We start from the raw sequence: 19,923 nt of genomic DNA, 5'->3' as shown, positions 1-19,923 counted from the left end.
ATCCGGCTGAGTCAAGGCCTGGGCATCTCGAAGCGGGAGAGCCGAGACCGCTAGCCCGCTTCGCCAGTGACGCTGGCCGGCAACCAGTGCTTGCCGGCCTTGAGATGCTGGATCAGTTGCTCGGACGGCAGGGGACGCGAGTAGAGATAGCCCTGATGAAGATGACAGCCGCGTGCCAGAAGCGCCGTGCGTTGCTCAGGGGTCTCGATACCCTCCGCCACCACGGCCAGATGGAAGGCCTCCCCCAGTCCCAGCATCGCATCAATCATCGCCCGCCCCTTGTCGGTATCCATCGCGACCACGAATTGCCGGTCGATCTTCACCTTGTCGAACGGCAGTTGCTGCAATTGCGACAGGGACGAGTACCCGGTCCCGAAGTCATCCAGTGCCAGGGCGACACCCTGTGAGCGAATGCGCTGGAAGAGGATGGCCAGACTCTGGATATCTTCCGGCAGCTGACTCTCCACCAGCTCGATGGTCAGTTGGCGACACAGCTCAGGCCGCTGGAACAGCCTCTTGAGATCCGCCAGAAATCGCTCGTCCATCATGTGTCTGACCGTGACATTGACGCTGAGATGCAGCGCATGACCGGCGTCATGCACACGGATCAGGGTGGCAATGCTCTCCTTGATGACCCAGCGCCCCAGGGCCACATCGAGGTTGGCGGATTCGATGATCGGCATGAAGTCGCCGGAGCCCAGCAGACCATGCTCCGGATGCTGCCAACGCACCAGCGCCTCGGAAAGCACGAGGGATCCATCCCGTCCATCGACGATCGGCTGCAGATGAAGCCGCAGCTGGTCCTGCTGCAATCCCTCGACGAATTCCGCTTCGAGCTGCTTGAGACGCCTGACTTCTCGTTCGGCCTCTTCATCGAAGAAGTGCCACTCGCGATTGAGCTGAAGCGTGTCGTGCAATGCGCGCTCACAGCGGTAGACCAGCGCATCCATCTGCTCACCATCCTCGGGAAAGCGACTGATGCCGAGGCTGGGCAGCAGATAGATATCCTCGCCGTTGAGCGACACCTTGTGACGTACCGCCACCAGCAGCATATCCAGCCAGCCGCAGATGCCGCCCCGCGCGGCCTCGAGCAGCCGTCGTGGCACCATGATCAAGAGACGATCCGTCTCCAGACGTGCGACATGGCCTGATGTGCCAAGCAAGGGGTCCAGTCGACGTTGCAGCAACTCCAGCTGGCGATTGCCCGCCTCCGGCCCCGCATGCTCATAGAGCTCCTGCAGCCCGCCGATACGCAATGCCATCAGCACGAAACCATCAAGCCCCGAGACACGACCCAACTGATCGATACGCAGCTTGATCAAGCGCAGCATGCCTTCACGACTCAATAGCCCGGTGTCGGTATCCGTCTCGCGCTCCTGCAGCACCTGCTGCTGGAGCAGCAAGCGCTCCTGCTCCAGTCCACGAATGATCAAGGCATTCAGGGTTCTGTCCAGCACCGGCATCATCAGGCTTTCCTCCAGCGCCTGACCACGACTGGCGACCAGCAGCAGCTCGCTGCGACCGGGATGCGGCGAGACGGAATAGCCCAGCAGCTGGGTCGCCCCGAGACGCTGACACAGCAGTTGGGCACTCTCCTCGGTGGACGCGTCCACATTCGTGGCACGATTGGCCACGATCCGCCCGGCCGGCAATCGCCACAGAGGGTCACGCCGCAACGAGACACTACTCAACCATTCCCGTTCATCACGACTCTCGACGATCAGGTAACCTGCGTTGGGGTTGCCCACCTCGCGCCGATAGATGATGACTTCTGCTCCCGTCATCTCTCGTACCCGACGCAGATAGCCGGACAAGGTAGCCAAGGCGTGCTGGGGATTGTGCGCTTCATGCGGCAATGCCAGAAACCGCTCGTTCAGGGCAAGATGCTGCTCAAGCTGAGCTTCATGCTGCAGGCCCTGCGCTGCCCAATCTCGACGACGGCGCTGATCGCGCCACAGCATGCCGCCTGTCGCGATACTCGCCAACACGATGATCAGGCTCAAGGCCCCCAAGGGCGCTCCCAATTGCCTGAGCATCGCGGAGACGTCATCTGCATCCTGCCAGCAGGCCATGGCAGCATGCTCATCGAAGCGCTTCATGGCCGGCAGGTCGCTACAGACGAGAGCGGTTTCCCCGCTCATCTGGCGTGACTGACTGACGACTTCGAGTCTTTCCACTCCCAGGGAAGCGGATGATTCGCTGAGCAGCTCCGGGCGCATGGGGACCCCGAACACCAGCATGCCCTGCTCTTCCCGTGAAGGAAGCGCGTCTTCATCCGCATAGAGCCCATGCACGCCCACCAGCCAGGCCCGCCCGTTCAGCACCATCCAGGCGATGACGGATCGCGTCGGGGTCTGGCGAGCCTTCTCGATCAAGGGGGCCATGGCGCGGCGCCACGCAAGCGGCTGAGCCCCCTGCCAATCATCGGACTCAAGCCCCGGACGTCGCTCCTGCCAGACAGCGGCCTTGCCATTTCCTCTGATGGCCCCGACGAGATGGATCCCCGTATTGATTGAGAACTCGGGCCCGTACATGTAGTCCAGCCACTCAGGGTTCGGGGCAGGCAAACGCAGGAACTCCTCGGTGGCCTCTTGCCAATCACCATGCTCGCGCAACTGACCTTCCAGGGCTCGCTGGCTGGCCTGGGCCCACATGGTGACGCGCTGACGCGCCGCATCCTGCTCTCCTGCTCGCAGTTGCTGTATCTGACTGATGCCCAGCCAGGCGGTGGCAAGAACAGAGGCAATCAGCAGAAGCGGTATCAGCCACAGACGATGGCGGGGCTCCCGGGGCGGGCCTTGCCTCAAGGAGGCGCGCACGGACTTGTCAGAATCCGGTCGCGGATGAGCAGACGTTCTACGAGGCATTGAGTTACCGATGATGACGCGATCTCCTGAATCCCGTGGCACAGTGCTGCCGAGGTGCTGGGTTCAGTCTAGATCAGGCGCTCAGTTGAAGAATACGCTGCACGGTGCGGCTGGTCGTCTCGCTGATGGCCTCCAGAGTGGACTCACGCAGCGACGCCACACTCCTTGCCACCTCCGCCACCCTGGCCGGTTCATTGCGTTGCCCCTGAAAGCCCTGCAATGGCATGTCGGGGCTGTCGGTCTCCAGCACGAAGCCATCCTCCGGCAGTGACGCCACGACTCCCCGCAGTTTGCGGGCACGCGGGTAGGTCACGCTGCCGCCCAGCCCCAGCACGAAACCGAGCTCGAGAAAGCGCTCAGCCTGAACCTGACTGCCCGCAAAGGCATGAATGATGCCGCCCCGGGTGAGGCGCGCGTTCTTGAGCCGCTTGGCCACTTCGTCATTGGCACGCACGCAATGCACGATGACAGGCAGGGAGAATTCGCGTGCCATGCTCAGCTGGGCCTCGAACAGCTGCCATTGGGCGTCATGATCGTCCAGTCGCGCATCGAAGCCGCATTCGCCCAACGCGACGATGTCGCCAGCATGCTGATCGAGGGCCTGATGAAGCGCCGCCAGCGCGCTCTCGCCATGCTCGGACAGAAAATAGGGATGCAGCCCCAGGGCACCGAAGATACGCGGGGATGACTGCACGAGTTCCAGCACGTCCGCGAAGCTGGCCACCGTGGTGGATGGCACCACGAACCTCGACACACTCTCATTCACGGCGCGCGCGATGACCGCGTCACGATCCTGATCGAAGACGGGAAAATCCAGATGGCAATGGCTGTCGATCAACATGCAATATCCCGGTGATGGTCGTACTGCCATCGTGCTATATCAGCCAGTGACAGACAAACGAAGGGACCGGCCTGATGGCCGGTCCCTTCGTTTGTCGATGTCGCTCTGTCAGCCATCATGACTGGCAAAGCTGGCCTAGGCCGCCTCCACCGGCGCTACCGGCGCCAACTCGGAGGTGCAATGGCCACAACGGGTCGCCGCCAGCGGCACCTTGGAAAGACAGTACGGGCAGTCCTTGTCGGTGATCTCTTCCGGCGCTTCTTCGGCTTCCTTCTTGAGCTTGTTGATCTGACGTATCAACACGAAGACGGCCAGCGCCACCAGCGCGAAGCTGATGATGGCATTGATGAACAGCCCATAGTTCAGTGTCACGGCCCCCGCATCCCTCGCAGCCTCCAGACTGACATAGGGAGCCGCCTGAGCCCCTTCCTTGAGCACGAAGAAGAAGTTGGAGAAATCGACGCCCCCGATCAAGAGTCCGATCAAGGGATTGAGCATGTCACCCACCAGACTCTTCACGATCAGCGTGAACGCCCCCCCGATGATGATGCCCACCGCCATGTCGACGACATTGCCCTTGACCGCGAAATCGCGGAATTCCTTCATGAAACCGGCCATAGCCCCACCTCCTGATGATTGTTGTTGTCCTGTCGCGACCGACGCGTCCCTTTGGGTCATGCGTCTGTCAGGCCAAGGCATGCGCCCTGTGACTGCCTGCGTCGCTGGCCATCCCCATGTCTTTCGCAAGGGAGTATGCGGCCAAAGTCATCGATCTTGAGTTGGTGTGGCTAACGCTTGAGGACACGTTCAACCCGAAAGCACGAACGCCGCCCCTAGGGGCGGCGTTCGCATCAATCCTGAATCGGTCAGGGGGCCTCGGAGATGGCCTCGTCAGGCACCAGAGCCACTCGGGCATCCCCCCCCTGAACCGTATCAATGCTCGCGGGTGGCGCGGAAGGTGATGTCCGGCCAACGCTCCTGCGTCAACTGCAGGTTGACGCGAGTCGGCGCGATGTAGGTCAGGAAGCCACCACCATCGTAGGCGAGATTGGCGCTGGCCTTGCGCTTGAAGTCCTCAAGCATCTTGGTGTCATCGCAATAGATCCAGCGCGCCGTCTGCACGTTCACCGCTTCATACATGCACTCGACCTTGTACTCTTCCTTCAGACGGTGAGCGACCACATCGAACTGCAGGGTGCCCACGGCGCCCACGATCAGGTCATTGTTGTCGAACGGCTGGAAGACCTGGGTCGCGCCCTCTTCGGAAAGCTGCTGCAGGCCTTTCTGCAGCGCCTTCATCTTCAGCGGGTCCTTCAGGCGTACCCGCTTGAACAGTTCCGGCGCGAAGTGAGGGATGCCGGTGAAGCGCATGTCTTCCCCCATGGTGAAGGTATCGCCGATCTGGATGGTGCCGTGGTTGTGCAGACCGATGATGTCACCCGGCCAGGCCTCTTCCACGTGGGAGCGGTCCGCCGCCATGAAGGTCAGGGCGTCAGGAATCTTGACGTCCTTGTTGATGCGCACGTGACGCATCTTCATGTTCTTCTCGTACTTGCCGGAACAGACGCGCAGGAAGGCCACGCGGTCACGGTGTTTCGGGTCCATGTTAGCCTGGATCTTGAACACAAAGCCGGTGAAGCGCTCGTCATGGGCCGTGACTTCACGGGTATCGGTATCACGCGACTGGGGCGGCGGCGCGTATTCGACGAAGCCATCCAGCATCTCGCGTACGCCGAAGTTGCCCATGGCGGTCCCGAAGTAGACCGGCGTCAGATCACCGCGACGATAGGCCTCGAGATCGAATTCGTGAGAGGCGCCGCGCACCAGCTCGACTTCCATGCTCAGTTCTTCGATGAGATCTTCGCCCAGCACTTCAATAGCTTCTGGGCTGTCGAGGCCCTTGATGCGCACGTCATCGGGGATGCGGTTGCCCTGGCCCTGCTTGTAGAGATGGATCTCGTCATTGAGCAGGTGATAGACCCCCTTGAAACCCTTGCCGACGCCGATCGGCCAGGTCATCGGGGCACACTGGATGTTGAGGACCGTCTCGACTTCATCCATCACCTCGATGGGATCACGCGTCTCGCGGTCCATCTTGTTGACGAAGGTCAGGATCGGCGTGGTGCGCAGGCGACAGACTTCCATCAGCTTGATGGTACGGTCCTCGACACCCTTGGCACCGTCAATGACCATCAGCGCCGAGTCGACGGCCGTCAGCGTCCGGTAGGTATCTTCCGAGAAGTCCTCGTGCCCGGGCGTATCCAGCAGATTGACCATGCGGTCCTTGTAGGGGAACTGCATCACGGAGGTGGTCACGGAGATGCCACGCTCCTGCTCCATCTTCATCCAGTCGGAGGTCGCGTGGCGATCGGCCCGCTTGCTCTTGACCGAGCCGGCCATCTGGATGGCATTCCCGAACAGCAGCAGCTTCTCGGTGATGGTGGTCTTGCCCGCATCCGGGTGAGAGATGATGGCGAATGTACGGCGAACATCCGCCGCCTTGGCAATCTGGGAATCTGACATGGGCTGAAAGGCATCCGGCTCGACGTGAGGCACGCCGCGCGCACTGTTAGGTGAATAGCAGAACGAAACGAATGGCGCGCATTGTAGCGGCTGGCGAGGCTCGGCAACAGAGGCGGGCCCATCTCACTCGACAATCACTCCTCTGTCTCCGCGACGGCCGACAAGCGCTCGACGATACGGCATTGCGCGATCACTCCCCCGGCACAACAGTGTGTCAGACGTTGCAATTCCTCTTCCATGGCAGCGAGATCTCGCTGGCGCTGCTGTACCTCGGCCAGCTGCGCCTCGATACGCGCATCGACCTGATGACACGGCAACGCCTGCTGATCCGCCAGCCCCAGCAAGGCGCGGATATCATCCAGCGAAAACCCCAGCCGCCGACAGCGGCGGATGAAGGTCAACCGCCGCAGTTGCGTACTGCCATACTCGCGATACCCGTTGGCGGCCCGCCGCGTCGGAGACAACAGGCCCTGCTTCTCGTAATAGCGGATCGTCACCGCCTGAACGTCAGAGGCGCTGGCCAGCTGACCGATGCTCATTGCCGCCTCACCGTGTGATGAAGGATGCGCCGTACCTTCCTGAGCAGACTCTCTGGCAGTCATCGATGGCTCCTCCTCTCGCGATATGTTGCATGTCGATGCATCAGCCGTTTCGTCAGCCGACTTGACCTTATAGTCACTATAACCTCCATGCTGTCAGCAACACGACAGGAGGCCAAGACCCCATGAAAAGCTGTTGCGAAAGCAAATCCGGCGAACTGGCAGAGCTCAGAGCCTCTCAGGGCAAGGTGTTGAAGATTCTGCTGGCACTGAATGCCAGCATGTTCTTCGTCGAATTCACCGCCGCCTGGTGGCTGGGCTCCACCGCCCTGCTGGGGGATTCCCTCGACATGTTCGGCGATGCCAGCGTCTACGCCCTGACCCTCTATGTCCTGCACCGCAGCGTGCGTGAACGTGCATTGAGCGCAATGGTCAAAGGCATCGTGATGCTGGCGCTGGGCCTGATCGTCCTTGGCGAGGCAGGGCATCAGGCCCTCCATGGCGTCGCCCCAGCCGCCCACGGCATGGGTGCCTTCGCCCTGCTGGCACTGGCCGTCAATCTCGTGTGCTTCGGCCTGCTGTGGCGCTTCAAGTCGGATGATCTGAACATGCGCTCCACCTGGCTGTGCTCACGCAATGACATCATCGCCAATATCTCGGTCTTCGGGGCCGCGATACTGGTGGGCTGGACAGGCTCTCGCTGGCCGGACGTGCTGCTGGGCGCTGCGATCGCCGCACTCTTCCTGCAATCCGCCTGGCAGGTGATTCGCGATGCACGAGTTGAGCTGCGCGAGGCGAAACAGGCCACAGCAGACCCGCAGGCATCAGACAAGCAGGCAGCCAGCGATCAGGCATCGTCCTGCGCCACCCGCAGCTGTTGTGCATCGCCCACGGCTGCCACCGTGGTCGAACAGTCCCCCGCCAGCGGCTGCTGTTCCGGCAAGGGCGGTGGTGGAAACACCTCTATCTGACACGACTCAGGTGGCATTCCCGCCGCTCTGCCCAGCCACTGACATGCCGTCGAATGCCATCATCCGCGTGCAGTCCGCCTGAAACGACAGCGCCCCGTCGAGCTCGACGGGGCGCTTTAGTGTCTGGATATCGCCAAGGTCAGGGGGCCGGAGAGTCGGGTTGACGCTCAGGATGCGCCTGCTGGAAAGCGTCCAGTGACTGGCAGGCCGCCTCGATAGCCAGAATCCTCGGGTAATCCTCGAGTTCACACTCGAAGCGGCGCGCATTGTAGAGCTGGGGCATCAGGCAGGCATCTGCCATGCCCGGGCTATCGCCATGGCAGAAGCGCCCTGCACTTTCCGCCAGCAACACTTCCAGGCGTGTGAAACCCTCGGCCACCCAGTGGCGGTACCACTCAAGGCGCTGCGCCTGGGTGACCTCAAGGCAATCTGTCAGATAATTGAGCACGCGCGGATTGTTGAGCGGATGCATCTCGCAGGCCATGAACTGGCACAGTGAGCGCACCTTCGCACGCGCCTCCGGCGTTGAGGGCAGCAGCGCCGGCGCGGGCCAGCGCTCCTCCAGATATTCCATGATCGCGAGCGACTGGGTCAGGGCCGCAGATGTTTCCGTATCTCCCACCATCAGGGTCGGTACCAGACCCTGGGGATTGATGGCCAGATACTCCTCGCTGCGCTGTTCGCCCTTGAGAAGGTTGACCGGCACCTGAGCGACCTCAATCCCCTTGAGCGCCAGCGCGATTCTTACTCGATAGCTAGTAGATGAACGGTAATAGCCATACAGACTCATTGAACTCATGCTGCACTCCCCTGTGACGCGGCTGGAAGCCGGCCGCTCATTCGCACTGCCTCGCACCCAGTTGGCTTGAGGCTTACCGGCACACGACGTCTTCCCGAGACGTGTCTTCGAGAAACTCTGCCTGATGAGGCCGCCTTCAGGCGTCCAACGGCGTCACCTGCTGATCAATGGCGCCGAAGATGCTCTGGCCATCGCGATCGAGCATCTCGATGCGGATACGATCACCGAAACGCATGAAGGGCGTGCGAATCTCATCGAACAGGATCTTCTCGACCATGCGCACCTCCGCCAGACAGCTGTAGCCCACGCCCCCTTCGCTGATCGGCTTACCGGGCCCGCCATCCTTGCCGGGATTGGATACGGTGCCGGAACCGATGATCGCGCCGGCCCCCAGCGGGCGAGTCTTGGCGGCATGCGCCACCAGCTGCGGGAAACTGAAGATCATGTCTGGCCCGGACTCTGGCTCACCGAACGTCTCACCATTGAGATGCACGCTCAGCGGCAGATGCACGCGCCCCTGCTGCCAGGCATCCCCCAGCTCATCCGGCGTCACGGCGATGGGCGAGAAGCTAGACGACGGCTTGGCCTGAAAGAAGCCGAAGCCCTTGGCCAGCTCACCGGGGATCAACCCACGCAGACTGACGTCATTGACCAGCATCACAAGGCGGATGTGGCTCTCGGCCTGCTCCGGACTGACCTGCATCGGCACATCGTCAGTGATGACGGCGATCTCGCCTTCGAAATCGATGCCATGCTCCTCACTGACACACACGATATCGGCGTTGGGGGCCAGGAAGCTGTCGCTGCCGCCCTGATACATCAGCGGGTCGTGCCAGAAGGTCTCGGGCATCTCGGCGCCGCGTGCCTGACGCACCAGCTGGACATGATTCAGATACGCCGAGCCATCCGCCCATTGATAACTGCGTGGCAGCGGCGAATGCAGAGTCTTCATGTCCAGATCGAACGTATCAGCCAAGGTGCCATCATTGAGCGCTGCGTAACGCTTCTCGAGCGCTGGCGCCAGCGAAGCCCAGTCCTCCAGCAGCGCCTGCAGCGTCGTGGCGACATCCGCGACCTTCACGGCGCGGGTCAGATCACGCGAGACCAGCAGCAGTGTTCCATCGCGGGAACCATCCTGGTGAGTGGCGAATTTCATGACTGCCTCCTTGAGAAGCTTGAGAGATGAGAGAACGTGGGTAGTCCAGAGCGGGATGACAGGCACATGCCAATCTCAGCGCTTTCGGGGAGTGAAATGAGACGCCAACCCCTGCCAGACCGAGCCGTAGTCGCGCTGACGAGCGCTCGACGACAGGGCCTGTGGGGTGGGCTGGAACAGATAGCGACTCTCGAACATGAAGGCGAGCGTATTGCCCTGATAGCGGGGGGCGAGTTCCGCCTGAGTGGCGGCCTCGAAGGTGGCAGCGTCAGGGCCATGCGGGGTCATGGCGTTATGCAGACTCGCGCCTCCCGGGCGGAAGCCTTCGCGCTTGGCGTCATATTCACCATGGATCAGTCCCATCAGTTCGCTCATCAGATTGCGATGGAAATATGGGGGGCGAAAGGTGTTCTCGGCGACCATCCAGCGCGGCGGGAAGATCACGAAGTCGAGATTGGCAACCCCGGCGGTGTCCGATGGTGATGTCAGCACGGTGAAGATCGAGGGGTCCGGATGATCGAAGCTGACCGTGTTGAGGGTATTGAAGGTCGCCAGATCATATTTGTAGGGCGCGTAGTTGCCATGCCAGGCCACGACATCCAGTGGCGAATGATCTAGACTCGCGCACCAGAAACGCCCGCCGAACTTGGCCACCAGCGTGAAATCACCGGCTTCGTCCTCGAAACGCGCCGAAGGTGCGAGGAAATCACGCGGGTTGGCCAGCCCATTGCTGCCGATGGGCCCCAGAGAGGGCAACTCGAGAGGCGCGCCATAGTTCTCGGCCACATAGCCTCGACAGCCCTCCGCGTGCCCCGCCAGCGGATTGAGCTGGAACTTGATACCGCGCGGAATCACCACGATCTCGCCGCTGGCGACTTCCAGCAGGCCCAGCTCGCTGCGCACCTCGATGGCACCCTGTTGCGGCACGATCAGCAATTCGCCGTCGGCATTGTAGAAAAAGCGCTGCTGCATGCCGCGAGAGAAGGCATAGAGGTGCGTGGCACAGCCCTGCTGCGCCTGGGCATCTCCATTGACCGCCAGCGTGATCAGGCCGTCCAGAAAGTCCCCTATCGAGCATGTGATGGGGTCCCAGCGCATCGGATTGGGGTCCGGCACTCTCTCGGCCAACGGTGCAGTGGCGACCTGCGGCATCTCCATGGGCTGGTAGGCGCCCTGCACGACCGAGGGCCGAATGCGGTAAAGCCAGCTGCGTAGGTTGTGACTGCGCGGTGCCGTGAAGGCCGAGCCGCTCAACTGCTCCGCGTAAAGGCCGTAGGGGCAACGCTGGGGAGAGTTCTGGCCCTGCGGCAAGGCGCCAGGCAACGCCTCGGTGGAGACATGATTACGAAAACCGGCGTGATAATGGCACTCAGCGTTGCGCTCGCGCATGACGATTCATCTCCTTGTGGGCTCGCGGCTCCTGAAGATCTGGGGCATCCACGGCACGACATACCGCCAACGCCCTAAATAGTTACATATGAAACCATATAGGCAGACCCACACGCTGGCAATCGCCGTATTACTAGACTTTTGTCTTGCTCGCTCTCGAAGGTGGTAACATCGGCAACCTGATTCACCTGAAACGTTTCAATGCGACTCAGTATGCCAACCCTCTCACCGAGTCAGGTAACTTTCGATGCAACGCACTGATGACACTCCCGAAGCTCGCGATGCCCTTGACGGGGAACCCCCACAGGACACACCCCGCTGCGAGCTGGATCTTGACCAGTTCCTGCCCTATCGCCTCAACCGTCTGGCAGAGCGAACCAGTGAGGCGCTGTTCATCCGTTATGGTGAGCGCTTCGCCATCAATGTCGCCGAGTGGCGTCTGCTGGCCTGGCTGAGCCGTGGCTCGCCATTGACGGCCCGGGAAATCAGTCAACGGACTCATATGGACAAGGTGCGCGTCTCTCGGGCCGTCAAATCTCTGGAAAGCCGTAAACTGATCCTGCGCCGGCCGAGCGAGCAGGATCAGCGTGCGCAGTTGCTCGCCCTCACCGCCGAGGGTGAGGCCATGCTCGCTGAGCTGATCCCCGAGGCCCGCCGCTTCGAGGATGAGTTGCTGAGCGCCGTCAATGCACGCCAATACCGGGATCTGCTGCTCACCATGCAGACCCTGGAGCGTCAATTGGATCAGCTGCCAGGCAACGACTGAGACTCGCGGGAGGCAGCAGGTGCGCCACCTTGTGCCCCATGAGATTCTCGACAGGACACTCGCACTTCGTACAAGTATGGTATAAATCACGTACTGGTTTCATGGAGTCGTCCCCGCATGCATCGCAAACCGCACCTGCCAAGCAAGTTGTGTCAGACCTGTCAGCGCCCCTTCACATGGCGCAAGAAGTGGCAGGACTGCTGGGAAGACGTACGTCACTGCAGTCAACGCTGCCGACGCAATGCGCGTCAGGCAGCCCGGGAGACACACCATGACCAGCACTGATACCTGGCTTGTCTGGCTGGACGATGACCTGCGTCTCGATGACAACCCCCTGTGGCAGGCCGCGCTCGAGGAACACCCGGCGCACCTGCTGTTGGTATACATCCTGCCGGAGACGACCTTCCAGCCCGTAGGCAGTGTCAGCCCTGATGTTGCCAGGCTGCAGCCACTCAGCCTCGCACGTCAGCGCTTCCTGCTGGAGAGCCTCGAATCCCTGCAGGCAGGGCTTCAGACCCTGGGCAGTGATCTGCTGATCCTCCAGGGTGACGCTGCACATCTGATACCCGAACTCGCCAGGCAGCATGCGTGCCGAGGCGTCATCGCGCGACGCGCCACAGGTCTGGTGGAGCGACGCCAGCAGCAGGCAGTGGCCGCCAGCTGTCGCCTGCGGCAGGTCAATAGCGGCTTGCTCCTGGACGAGGACGACCTGCCCTTCACGCTCAGTGAGCTTCCTGAAACCTTCAGCGCCTTTCGTCGCAAGCTGAAAAAGGCCTATCCGGATATCCAGGCCATGCCCGCTCCGATGGCGGCGCCTTGCGCGCTGCCGAGCTGGCCGGAACAGGCGCCGCGTGGCATGCAGGGCAGCGCCAGACGACTCCATGCAGCCAGGGACTGGCAGAGCGACCCGCGGGGAGAGCATGCCTTCCTTGGGGGTGAGCCCGCAGCGCTGCAGAGACTCGAGCATTATCTGAGTCCTGAACATGCCGGCCAGTACAAGACCACCCGCAATCGCCTCAGCGGGGCAGATTTCTCGACCCGTTTCTCTGCCTGGCTGGCACTGGGGTGTCTCTCACCACGACGCATACTCGACAGATTGCACACCTTCCAGAAGACACTGCCTGAGCTCTGCGAGACCCCACAGGCGGCGTTCAAGGACAGCGACTGGATTCGCGTCGAGCTCTTGTGGCGGGAGTACTTTCATTGGGATACCCGCCAGCTGGGGAGACAGGTCTTTCTGGCAGGCAGGCCCGGTACAGACTCGCTGCGGCACGAGGCGTGCGCTGCGATACCGGATGCGCTTGCACGCTGGCAGGCCGGAATGACCGGCGTGCCCTGGGTGGATGCCGGCATGCGCGAGCTGGCCGCCACCGGCTGGCTGAGCAACCGCATGCGCCAGAACGTGGCAAGCTATCTGATCAAGGATCTTGGCGTGGACTGGCGGCTGGGTGCCGCCTGGTTCGAGCATCAGCTACTGGATCATGATGTCGCGTCCAACTGGGGCAACTGGCGCTACCTGGCAGGCGTGGGACGCGACCCGCGTGCGGACCGTCATTTCAACATGATGAAGCAGGCTCGCCAGCACGACCCGCTCGGCCATCACGTCACCCGCTGGATACCCGAACTGGAAACGCTGCCGGCCGGCATGCAACGCCATGCTCCCTGGATTACCTGGTCATTTCGCGTGACGCCCGGGGCGTCGGGAGGCATCAACGGGACGACGCAGTCCGGCTACCCGCGCCAGCCCTTGCACCTTGTCGATGCCTGGCAGCCCCATCTCAGCGACGTCACACCGACACGTGTGAAGCCATGGCTGAGTGGTTCCTTCGAACGGGGCTGAGAGGAGACTGTCAGCGGACACAAGCCGTCGGGCCACTGACGCTAACTGGCCGTCAGGACTGCACTTTACCGGCCTTATTCACTATCATGGCCGCATTCCTTGCAGGAGTCGTCATGAATCAGCCGCTACCGCCGCCACTGTCCACACCGCACCGCAATCTCATTCGTCTGACCATCGCGCGCGGCATCACCTGGACAGGCTTCCTGATCCTGATCATCTTCGGGATCGAGATCATCGGCTTTCAGCTCAATGTCCTCCCCGTCATCTCGATCATCATCGCGATGGGCCTGGTCAATGTCGCTAGCTGGTGGCGTCTGGGTCAGACGCATCCGGTCACTGACACCGAGAACCTGCTGCATCTACTGGTGGATATCGCCGGTCTGACGATGCTGTTCTTCAATACCGGCGGCTCCACCAACCCCTTCGTGCCCTACTATCTGGTGCCGGTGACCATGGCGGCCGCCACCTTGCCCTGGCGCTATGCCTGGATCATCGCGGCCGTCGGCATGGGCTGTTACAGCTTCCTGATGGTGTTCTACGAACCCGTCCCGCAGCTGGCCACCTACGAACTCGGCGGGCGCATCAGTCTGCACGTCATCGGCATGTGGCTGAACTTCGGCCTGTCGGCATCGCTGGTGACCTATTTCATCTTCAAGATGGCTCATGCCCTGCGCACGCGAGACCAGGCGTTGTCCACCACACGAGAAGCGGCTCTGCGCAGCGAACAGGTACTGGCAGTCGCCAGCCAGGCCGCCGGCACCGCGCACGAACTAGGCACCCCGCTCTCGACCATGGCGGTGCTGTTGAGCGAGATGCGCGAGGATGCCAAGGACAAGAACGACCCGCAGCTGGAGGAGGATCTCGCACTGCTGCGCAGCCAGGTCGACACCTGCAAGCAGCGCCTGCAAGCGATGGTGGCCGCGGCCGACCGTCGTCGCATGGAGCAGCCCCAGGCGCTCAACGCTGCACGCTGGCTGGAGGAAATCGTGCAGCGCTGGCTGGTGGTACGCCCGGATGTGCAACATAGCGTCGAAGTGGATGCCTCCGCCCGCAAGGCTCAGATCCTGGTCGATACCACGCTTGAGCAGGCGCTGATGAACCTGCTCAACAATGCCGCGGATGCCTGCCCCGATGACATCGAGATCACCCTGGAACGGCGGGATGACGAGGTCACCATCGACATTCGTGACCATGGTGCAGGCGTTCCCATGGCGGTCGCGGACCAGCTCGGTGAGACCTTCATCTCCACCAAATCCAAGGGGATGGGCATCGGCCTGTTCCTGACCCACGCCACCATCAATCGTTTCGGTGGTGGCGTCAGCCTGTACAACCACGAAGACGGCGGCACCTTGACGGAAGTGCGCCTCCCTCTTTATCTGAACTGATGGCGGCAAAGACCGCCCAAGTGAGCCCCTGATGAGCGAAGAAACCCGACTGCTGATCATCGACGATGACGAATTCTTCTGCCAGGTGACGGCACGTGCCATGACACGCCGCGGCTATGCCGTGGAGGTTGCCCGGGACGAGGCACAGGCGCTGAGTATCGCGCGCAGCCATCGCCCCGAGCTGATCACGCTGGATCTGAAGCTCGAACAGAGCTCCGGCCTCAAGCTGTTGCCCGAGCTGATCGCCTTGTTGCCGGAAGCACGCATCGTGGTGCTGACGGGCTACTCCAGCATTGCCACGGCAGTGGAAGCCATCAAGCTGGGTGCCGTGAACTACCTGTGCAAGCCCGCCGATGCCGACGAGATACTTCACGCCTTCAAGCGCGAGGGAGGTGATCCGGAAGCCGAGATCTCCGACAACCCGCCCTCGGTCAATCGCCTGACCTGGGAACACATCCAGAAGGTGCTCAACGAGCACGACGGCAACATCTCTTCCACGGCTCGCGCCCTGGGGATGCACCGCCGCACGCTGCAGCGCAAACTGCAGAAGCGACCGGTAAAGCGCTAGCGCTTCATTCGGGTCAGCAGGGCCGCCACGGCAGCATGATGCTCCGGATCCTGATGGCATTGGCCCTGAAAACTGGCACACAGATCCAGGAAGTCGTCCAACCGCATCTCGGGGGCACGACGCATCAGACGCTTGGTCAGCCGTGTCGCCTGACGCGGCTGACCCGCCATCTGGCGTGCCATCTCCAGGGCGCGTGTCATCAGGTCCTTCTCTGCACAGACTTCCAGCACGATCCCCAGTGCCAGCGCTTCCTGCGCCGAGACGATACGCCCGCTGAAGGTCAGCTCACAGGCACGCTGATAGCCGATCAGACGCTGCAGCAGCCAGGCGCCCCCATCGCCGGGGATCAACCCCAGCGACAGGAACGTCTCGCCGAAACGTGCCTGGTCACTGGCCAGGCGAATGTCACACATGTTGGCGAGATCAAAGCCGGCCCCGATGGCCGGACCATTGACCGCCGCGATCACGGGCACCTCGATGCCCAGCACCGCAGGTGTCATTCGCTGGATACCGCGGCGATAGCGCGCCGCGACCTCGGCGGCATCTCCAGCAAAATCCCCCTTTCGCTGCGCCATGTCCTGCACATTGCCTCCGGCAGAGAAGGCGCTGCCCTCGCCGGTGATCACCAGGGCACCCACGCTGTCACAGCCATTGACCCATTCGGCCACTGCCAGCAGATCCTCCACCAGCGCAGTCCCCGTCAGGGCATTGCGCACGTCGTGACGGGCGAAGGTCATGACGGCGACACCGTGCTCGAGACTGAGGTGACTGTCGACAAGGGGCACGGGTGCAGCCGTTGACCTCTGCCGGGCGCAGCAGGCGTCAGTGGAATCGCGTGGGGATGAGATGGCGTCGTGAGTAGCGTCGTGAGTCGTGTCATGTGGCGAAGCGGTCATGGCGGATTCCTGGCGTCATCGATGGCCGTCACGAGCGAGGGTCCTCAAGGGGGGCCTGTCGGCTCGCGCATACGAGAAGACCCTTGTCCTCCGTCAGCGTCATGCGGCGGGAGAGACAAGGGCCTGTCGGTCTTGCCGGTGGTTCACGCAGCGGGCAGGCGGGCTGCCGACCCCACGCGAGGCGTCACGCGACTTACTGTGCCGTCCAGCCGAGATCCATGTTGAAACTGGAGCCCGTCACCGAGCCTGCCTTGTCGGAGGCCAGCCACACCGCCATGTCAGCGACTTCGGCGGGGTCGATCATGCGCTTGATGGCGGCCCCCTTGAGCATGATCTTCTCGATCACCTCATCCTCGGGCATGTCATTGAGCCTGGCCTGCTCGGCGATCTGCTTGTCGACCAGCGGAGTGCGCACATACGCCGGGCAGATGGCATTGGCCGTGATACCACTCTCGCCGCCTTCCAGTGCCGCCGTCCTGGTCAGCCCCATCAGACCATGCTTGGCGCTGACATAGGCCGCCTTGCCGGGCGAGGCGACATGCGCGTGAATGGAGGCCATGTTGACGATGCGGCCATATCCATTCTTCTCCATGTGCGGCCAGGCCGCCTGAATCAGCGTGAAAGGTGCCGTCAGCATCAGCGCGATGATCTGATCCCACTTGGCCTGCGGGAACTCCTTGATGCGCTCGACGTGCTGGATACCGGCATTGTTGACCAGGATATCCAGGCGACCGAAGCGTGACACCGCTTCCTCGACAGCGGCCCGACATTGCTCGCCATCCGTCAGGTCTGCCTTGAAGAATGCAGCGCCTGCCTTGTCGGCGACCTCTGCCCCATCGTCACTGAAATCCACGGCAAGGACCTGATGACCGGCCTCGCACATCGCTTCCATGATGGCGGCGCCGATACCACTGGCAGTCCCCGTGACAAGGGCGACGCGGGTCGGGGCTGACTGTTGTTCACTCATGAAGGTCTCCTTCGGGCTGATGTCATGCCGCAGGAATGCCCAGCCCCAGACAGGGACCGGGTGGCATCGGATGCTGCTCTGCAACATATAGTGAAGATAGCGCTAATAAAGCCACCTTCGCCACCCGACCATCGCCTTGTTGGCCTGCCGGCGACAGCATGCATGGCGTTGAACCGCCTGAAGCCTGCATACCAGAGCCGTGATGCAACTTGCGCAACCGCCAGGGCGCAGCATGCAACGCGGGCTCAGCCGAAGTGCAATCGAGCTGACAGACCGGGCGACGCCGCACTCCCCAGCGGACTGTCATCCAGGGTCAGTTCCGCACCCAGACGCTCGGCCAGTTCATCGACGATCGAAAGGCCCAGCCCTGACCCCGAGGTGTTCTGCCCCGCCAGACGCACGAAGCGCTCCCGGACCCGCTGACGCTCACGGGGCGGAATGCCGGGGCCGGTATCCATGACTTCCATGATCAGACCATCGCCGAGAGAGGTCTCGCGGCGCCGAATGCTCAAACGCACTTCCCCCCCCTCAGGCGTATAGCGCAGCGCGTTGTCGAGAAGATTGCGCAGCAGCACATAGAGGCCGTTCTCGTGGCTGATCAACTGCGCATCGGGCGTGACGTCGACGGACATCCCGACGCCACGCTGGCGCGCCATGGGGCCGAGATCCCGCGCAAGTTCATGCGCCAGATGCCCGAGATCGACGTGACTGCGCGGCACCTCGGCACCACTCTCCAGCCGCGACAGCGTCAGCAGTTGCTCCACGACACGCGTCATGCGATTGACACCATCGACGATCATGCGCGCCGAACGCCGCGAGTTCTCATCGGTGGCATCCGCCTCGACATTCTGGGCATGCACCTTGATGCCGGCCAGGGGCGTTCTCAACTCGTGTGCCGCATTGGCAGTGAAGCGACGCTCCTTGTCGAGCGTGTCGGCCAAGCGTCTCAGCAAGCCGTTGAGCGCATCCACCATCCCGCGAATCTCGTCCGGCGCCTCACTGGCATCAAGTGGCTCTAGATAGCCGGGCTGACGGGCAGTGATCTGTCGGCTGATGCGCAGCACGGGACGGAATCCCCGAGAGACGGCGACACCGATCAGCAAGGCGATCACGAGCAGCCCGACCACCAGCGCCAGCACGTTGTGCAGTGCGATCTGCCCCGTCAATTCATCTCGTACGTCTTCCCGCTGAGCGGCCGTGACCCAGATGCCGCTGTCAGGGAAATACAGCGTGAAGGTGAACCAGTCGTGATGATCCGTGTGCTGCTTGGCATAGCCGGGCAACGGCAGATAGTCGAGCATGACCGAGGGAGTGGAGAGCCCCAGCAAGGGCTGACCGAGTGCATCCCACATCTGGAAGACCAGCTTGTCTTCATAGACATGACCGAGGGGCGACTTCTCGTGCCCATCCGCGAAGCTCAGGGATGGCGGTCGCAGACTGAACTGCCCCGAGGTCATCTCCTGAAGCCTTTGCTGACGCGCCACCGGCGACAGCGAGGCCAGCTCGGATTGATAGAGGCGGCCCAGCATGCGGGCATTCTGGGCCAGCTGTGCATCGAACAGCTCATCGATCTGCTCACGGGCATCGAAGTAGCTCCAGGTGGCAGCTGCCCCCAGCACGATGACCACCCCCCCGATGAGGCTGCGCCGCAGAAAACTGCGTATCGACTTCACGCGGACTCACCCAGTCGATAGCCGACCCCGCGTACGGTCTTCACCACGCCGGCCCCGAATTTGCGGCGAAGATGATGCACATGCACCTCGATGACATTGCTTTCCACATCCCCATCCCAACCATATAACTGCTCGACGAGCTGGTCCCGACTGAAGACACGACTGGGATGGAGGAGAAGAAACTCCAGCAGATCGAATTCGCGCCGCCCCAGCGTCACCTCGGCGCCGGCCAGGGTGACGGAACGACCGGCCTGATCAATGCTCAGGGCCCCCAGTTGCAGGCATCCGTTGGCCTGACCCGCATGACGCCTGACCAGCGCGCGCAATCGGGCCACCAGCTCGGCAATGTCAAAGGGCTTGACCAGATAATCATCCGCCCCGTTGTCCAGGCCACGCACTCGGTCACTGATATCATCTCGTGCCGTCAGAATCAGCACCGGCAGAGTGTGGCCCCGACGGCGCAGCGCGGTCAGCACCTCGAGACCGTCCATGTCCGGCAAGCCAAGATCCAGCACCAGGACATCAAAGGAGGAATGCTTGAGAGTGGCCACGACATCGCCCCCCACCCGCAACCATTCACTGCTCATGCCTTCACGACTCAAGGCATGACCGATACCTTCACCCAACAGTGGATCATCTTCCACGAGCAGCACGCGCATGGGGTCTCCTGATGACAAGCGATACGTGAGAGGGAACAGGGGATATCCCATGCCCCACTGATGACAGATGACGAGAGCGGGATG

The 19,923-nt window shown here is 62.2% G+C and carries 18 protein-coding genes; 6 read left to right on the top strand and 12 right to left on the bottom strand.

Annotation, left to right across the window (positions count from 1 at the left end):
• Window positions 1-50: 50 nt before the first annotated feature.
• From PJK54_RS06185 to PJK54_RS06165, 5 genes are all read right to left on the bottom strand, one after another.
• A complete protein-coding gene (locus tag PJK54_RS06185; protein ID WP_271302476.1) occupies window positions 51-2,819 on the bottom strand; it encodes an EAL domain-containing protein in 2,769 nt (922 codons plus the stop codon).
• A gap of 121 nt (window positions 2,820-2,940) precedes the next feature.
• Complete coding sequence (locus PJK54_RS06180; protein WP_271302475.1) at window positions 2,941-3,708, bottom strand: TatD family hydrolase; 768 nt, start codon at window positions 3,706-3,708, stop codon at window positions 2,941-2,943.
• A 135-nt stretch (window positions 3,709-3,843) separates the two neighbouring features.
• On the bottom strand, window positions 3,844-4,326 hold the full coding sequence (gene mscL / locus PJK54_RS06175) for a large conductance mechanosensitive channel protein MscL (RefSeq protein WP_077375883.1): 483 nt from the start codon (window positions 4,324-4,326) through the stop codon (window positions 3,844-3,846).
• A 315-nt stretch (window positions 4,327-4,641) separates the two neighbouring features.
• Window positions 4,642-6,231, bottom strand: a complete 1,590-nt coding sequence (locus PJK54_RS06170; RefSeq protein ID WP_077375880.1) for a peptide chain release factor 3 — start codon at window positions 6,229-6,231, stop codon at window positions 4,642-4,644.
• Window positions 6,232-6,365: 134 nt separating this feature from the next.
• Window positions 6,366-6,833 carry a MerR family DNA-binding protein gene (locus PJK54_RS06165; RefSeq protein WP_240499718.1) on the bottom strand — a complete coding sequence of 156 codons (468 nt, stop codon included), beginning with the start codon at window positions 6,831-6,833 and terminating at the stop codon, window positions 6,366-6,368.
• A gap of 122 nt (window positions 6,834-6,955) precedes the next feature.
• Between PJK54_RS06165 and PJK54_RS06160 the strand changes: the two genes are divergently transcribed.
• Window positions 6,956-7,741, top strand: coding sequence for a cation transporter (locus tag PJK54_RS06160; protein WP_271302474.1), 786 nt, complete (start codon window positions 6,956-6,958; stop codon window positions 7,739-7,741).
• 139 nt (window positions 7,742-7,880) lie between these two features.
• On the opposite strand, the gene maiA is transcribed toward PJK54_RS06160, so the two are convergent.
• The 3 genes from maiA to hmgA all read right to left on the bottom strand — a co-directional run bounded on the left by maiA (window position 7,881) and on the right by hmgA (window position 11,085).
• Complete coding sequence (gene maiA / locus PJK54_RS06155; protein ID WP_271302599.1) at window positions 7,881-8,531, bottom strand: maleylacetoacetate isomerase; 651 nt, start codon at window positions 8,529-8,531, stop codon at window positions 7,881-7,883.
• 145 nt (window positions 8,532-8,676) lie between these two features.
• On the bottom strand, window positions 8,677-9,696 hold the full coding sequence (locus PJK54_RS06150) for a fumarylacetoacetate hydrolase family protein (RefSeq protein ID WP_271302473.1): 1,020 nt from the start codon (window positions 9,694-9,696) through the stop codon (window positions 8,677-8,679).
• Between the two features lie 75 nt (window positions 9,697-9,771).
• Entirely contained in the window at window positions 9,772-11,085 is a 1,314-nt protein-coding gene (hmgA, locus tag PJK54_RS06145) for a homogentisate 1,2-dioxygenase (protein ID WP_271302472.1), read from the bottom strand.
• Between the two features lie 247 nt (window positions 11,086-11,332).
• Between hmgA and PJK54_RS06140 the strand changes: the two genes are divergently transcribed.
• The 5 genes from PJK54_RS06140 to PJK54_RS06120 all read left to right on the top strand — a co-directional run bounded on the left by PJK54_RS06140 (window position 11,333) and on the right by PJK54_RS06120 (window position 15,644).
• Entirely contained in the window at window positions 11,333-11,851 is a 519-nt protein-coding gene (locus PJK54_RS06140) for a MarR family winged helix-turn-helix transcriptional regulator (RefSeq protein WP_271302471.1), read from the top strand.
• A gap of 117 nt (window positions 11,852-11,968) precedes the next feature.
• The gene (locus PJK54_RS06135) at window positions 11,969-12,136 is read left to right on the top strand and encodes a DUF2256 domain-containing protein (protein WP_077375858.1); all 168 of its coding nucleotides are present in this window, start codon (window positions 11,969-11,971) and stop codon (window positions 12,134-12,136) included.
• Window positions 12,123-13,691, top strand: a complete 1,569-nt coding sequence (locus PJK54_RS06130) for a DASH family cryptochrome (protein WP_271302470.1) — start codon at window positions 12,123-12,125, stop codon at window positions 13,689-13,691. Before PJK54_RS06135 ends, PJK54_RS06130 begins: the two co-directional genes overlap by 14 nt.
• A gap of 113 nt (window positions 13,692-13,804) precedes the next feature.
• Window positions 13,805-15,076, top strand: coding sequence for an ATP-binding protein (locus PJK54_RS06125; protein WP_084208537.1), 1,272 nt, complete (start codon window positions 13,805-13,807; stop codon window positions 15,074-15,076).
• A gap of 31 nt (window positions 15,077-15,107) precedes the next feature.
• Complete coding sequence (locus tag PJK54_RS06120; RefSeq protein WP_371861073.1) at window positions 15,108-15,644, top strand: response regulator transcription factor; 537 nt, start codon at window positions 15,108-15,110, stop codon at window positions 15,642-15,644.
• On the opposite strand, the gene PJK54_RS06115 is transcribed toward PJK54_RS06120, so the two are convergent.
• The 4 genes from PJK54_RS06115 to PJK54_RS06100 all read right to left on the bottom strand — a co-directional run bounded on the left by PJK54_RS06115 (window position 15,641) and on the right by PJK54_RS06100 (window position 19,839).
• Entirely contained in the window at window positions 15,641-16,429 is a 789-nt protein-coding gene (locus PJK54_RS06115; RefSeq protein WP_271302469.1) for an enoyl-CoA hydratase-related protein, read from the bottom strand. The genes PJK54_RS06120 and PJK54_RS06115 overlap by 4 nt on opposite strands.
• Before the next feature lie 304 nt (window positions 16,430-16,733).
• Complete coding sequence (locus PJK54_RS06110; RefSeq protein ID WP_271302468.1) at window positions 16,734-17,507, bottom strand: 3-hydroxybutyrate dehydrogenase; 774 nt, start codon at window positions 17,505-17,507, stop codon at window positions 16,734-16,736.
• A 245-nt stretch (window positions 17,508-17,752) separates the two neighbouring features.
• Window positions 17,753-19,180, bottom strand: a complete 1,428-nt coding sequence (locus PJK54_RS06105) for an ATP-binding protein (RefSeq protein WP_271302467.1) — start codon at window positions 19,178-19,180, stop codon at window positions 17,753-17,755.
• Complete coding sequence (locus tag PJK54_RS06100) at window positions 19,177-19,839, bottom strand: response regulator (protein ID WP_077375836.1); 663 nt, start codon at window positions 19,837-19,839, stop codon at window positions 19,177-19,179. Before PJK54_RS06100 ends, PJK54_RS06105 begins: the two co-directional genes overlap by 4 nt.
• Window positions 19,840-19,923: the final 84 nt, after the last annotated feature.

The sequence above is a fragment of the Cobetia sp. MMG027 genome, assembly GCF_027947415.1.
Lineage (GTDB): Bacteria > Pseudomonadota > Gammaproteobacteria > Pseudomonadales > Halomonadaceae > Cobetia > Cobetia marina.
The sequence above is the reverse complement of the archived record's forward strand: the minus strand, read 5'-3'. Positions and strand labels throughout refer to the sequence as shown.

Excerpts from the sequence above, each read along its gene's own strand:
- PJK54_RS06140 (WP_271302471.1), top strand. The coding sequence starts at position 11,333 with ATGCAACGCACTGATGACACTCCCGAAGCTCGCGATGCCCTTGACGGG.
- PJK54_RS06180 (WP_271302475.1), bottom strand. The coding sequence starts at position 3,708 with ATGTTGATCGACAGCCATTGCCATCTGGATTTTCCCGTCTTCGATCAG.
- PJK54_RS06160 (WP_271302474.1), top strand. The coding sequence starts at position 6,956 with ATGAAAAGCTGTTGCGAAAGCAAATCCGGCGAACTGGCAGAGCTCAGA.
- PJK54_RS06110 (WP_271302468.1), bottom strand. The coding sequence starts at position 17,507 with ATGAGTGAACAACAGTCAGCCCCGACCCGCGTCGCCCTTGTCACGGGG.
- hmgA (WP_271302472.1), bottom strand. The coding sequence starts at position 11,085 with ATGCGCGAGCGCAACGCTGAGTGCCATTATCACGCCGGTTTTCGTAAT.
- PJK54_RS06100 (WP_077375836.1), bottom strand. The coding sequence starts at position 19,839 with ATGCGCGTGCTGCTCGTGGAAGATGATCCACTGTTGGGTGAAGGTATC.
- mscL (WP_077375883.1), bottom strand. The coding sequence starts at position 4,326 with ATGGCCGGTTTCATGAAGGAATTCCGCGATTTCGCGGTCAAGGGCAAT.
- maiA (WP_271302599.1), bottom strand. The coding sequence starts at position 8,531 with ATGAGTCTGTATGGCTATTACCGTTCATCTACTAGCTATCGAGTAAGA.
- PJK54_RS06135 (WP_077375858.1), top strand. The coding sequence starts at position 11,969 with ATGCATCGCAAACCGCACCTGCCAAGCAAGTTGTGTCAGACCTGTCAG.
- PJK54_RS06170 (WP_077375880.1), bottom strand. The coding sequence starts at position 6,231 with ATGTCAGATTCCCAGATTGCCAAGGCGGCGGATGTTCGCCGTACATTC.
- PJK54_RS06125 (WP_084208537.1), top strand. The coding sequence starts at position 13,805 with ATGAATCAGCCGCTACCGCCGCCACTGTCCACACCGCACCGCAATCTC.
- PJK54_RS06130 (WP_271302470.1), top strand. The coding sequence starts at position 12,123 with ATGACCAGCACTGATACCTGGCTTGTCTGGCTGGACGATGACCTGCGT.
- PJK54_RS06120 (WP_371861073.1), top strand. The coding sequence starts at position 15,108 with ATGAGCGAAGAAACCCGACTGCTGATCATCGACGATGACGAATTCTTC.
- PJK54_RS06165 (WP_240499718.1), bottom strand. The coding sequence starts at position 6,833 with ATGACTGCCAGAGAGTCTGCTCAGGAAGGTACGGCGCATCCTTCATCA.
- PJK54_RS06150 (WP_271302473.1), bottom strand. The coding sequence starts at position 9,696 with ATGAAATTCGCCACTCACCAGGATGGTTCCCGCGATGGAACACTGCTG.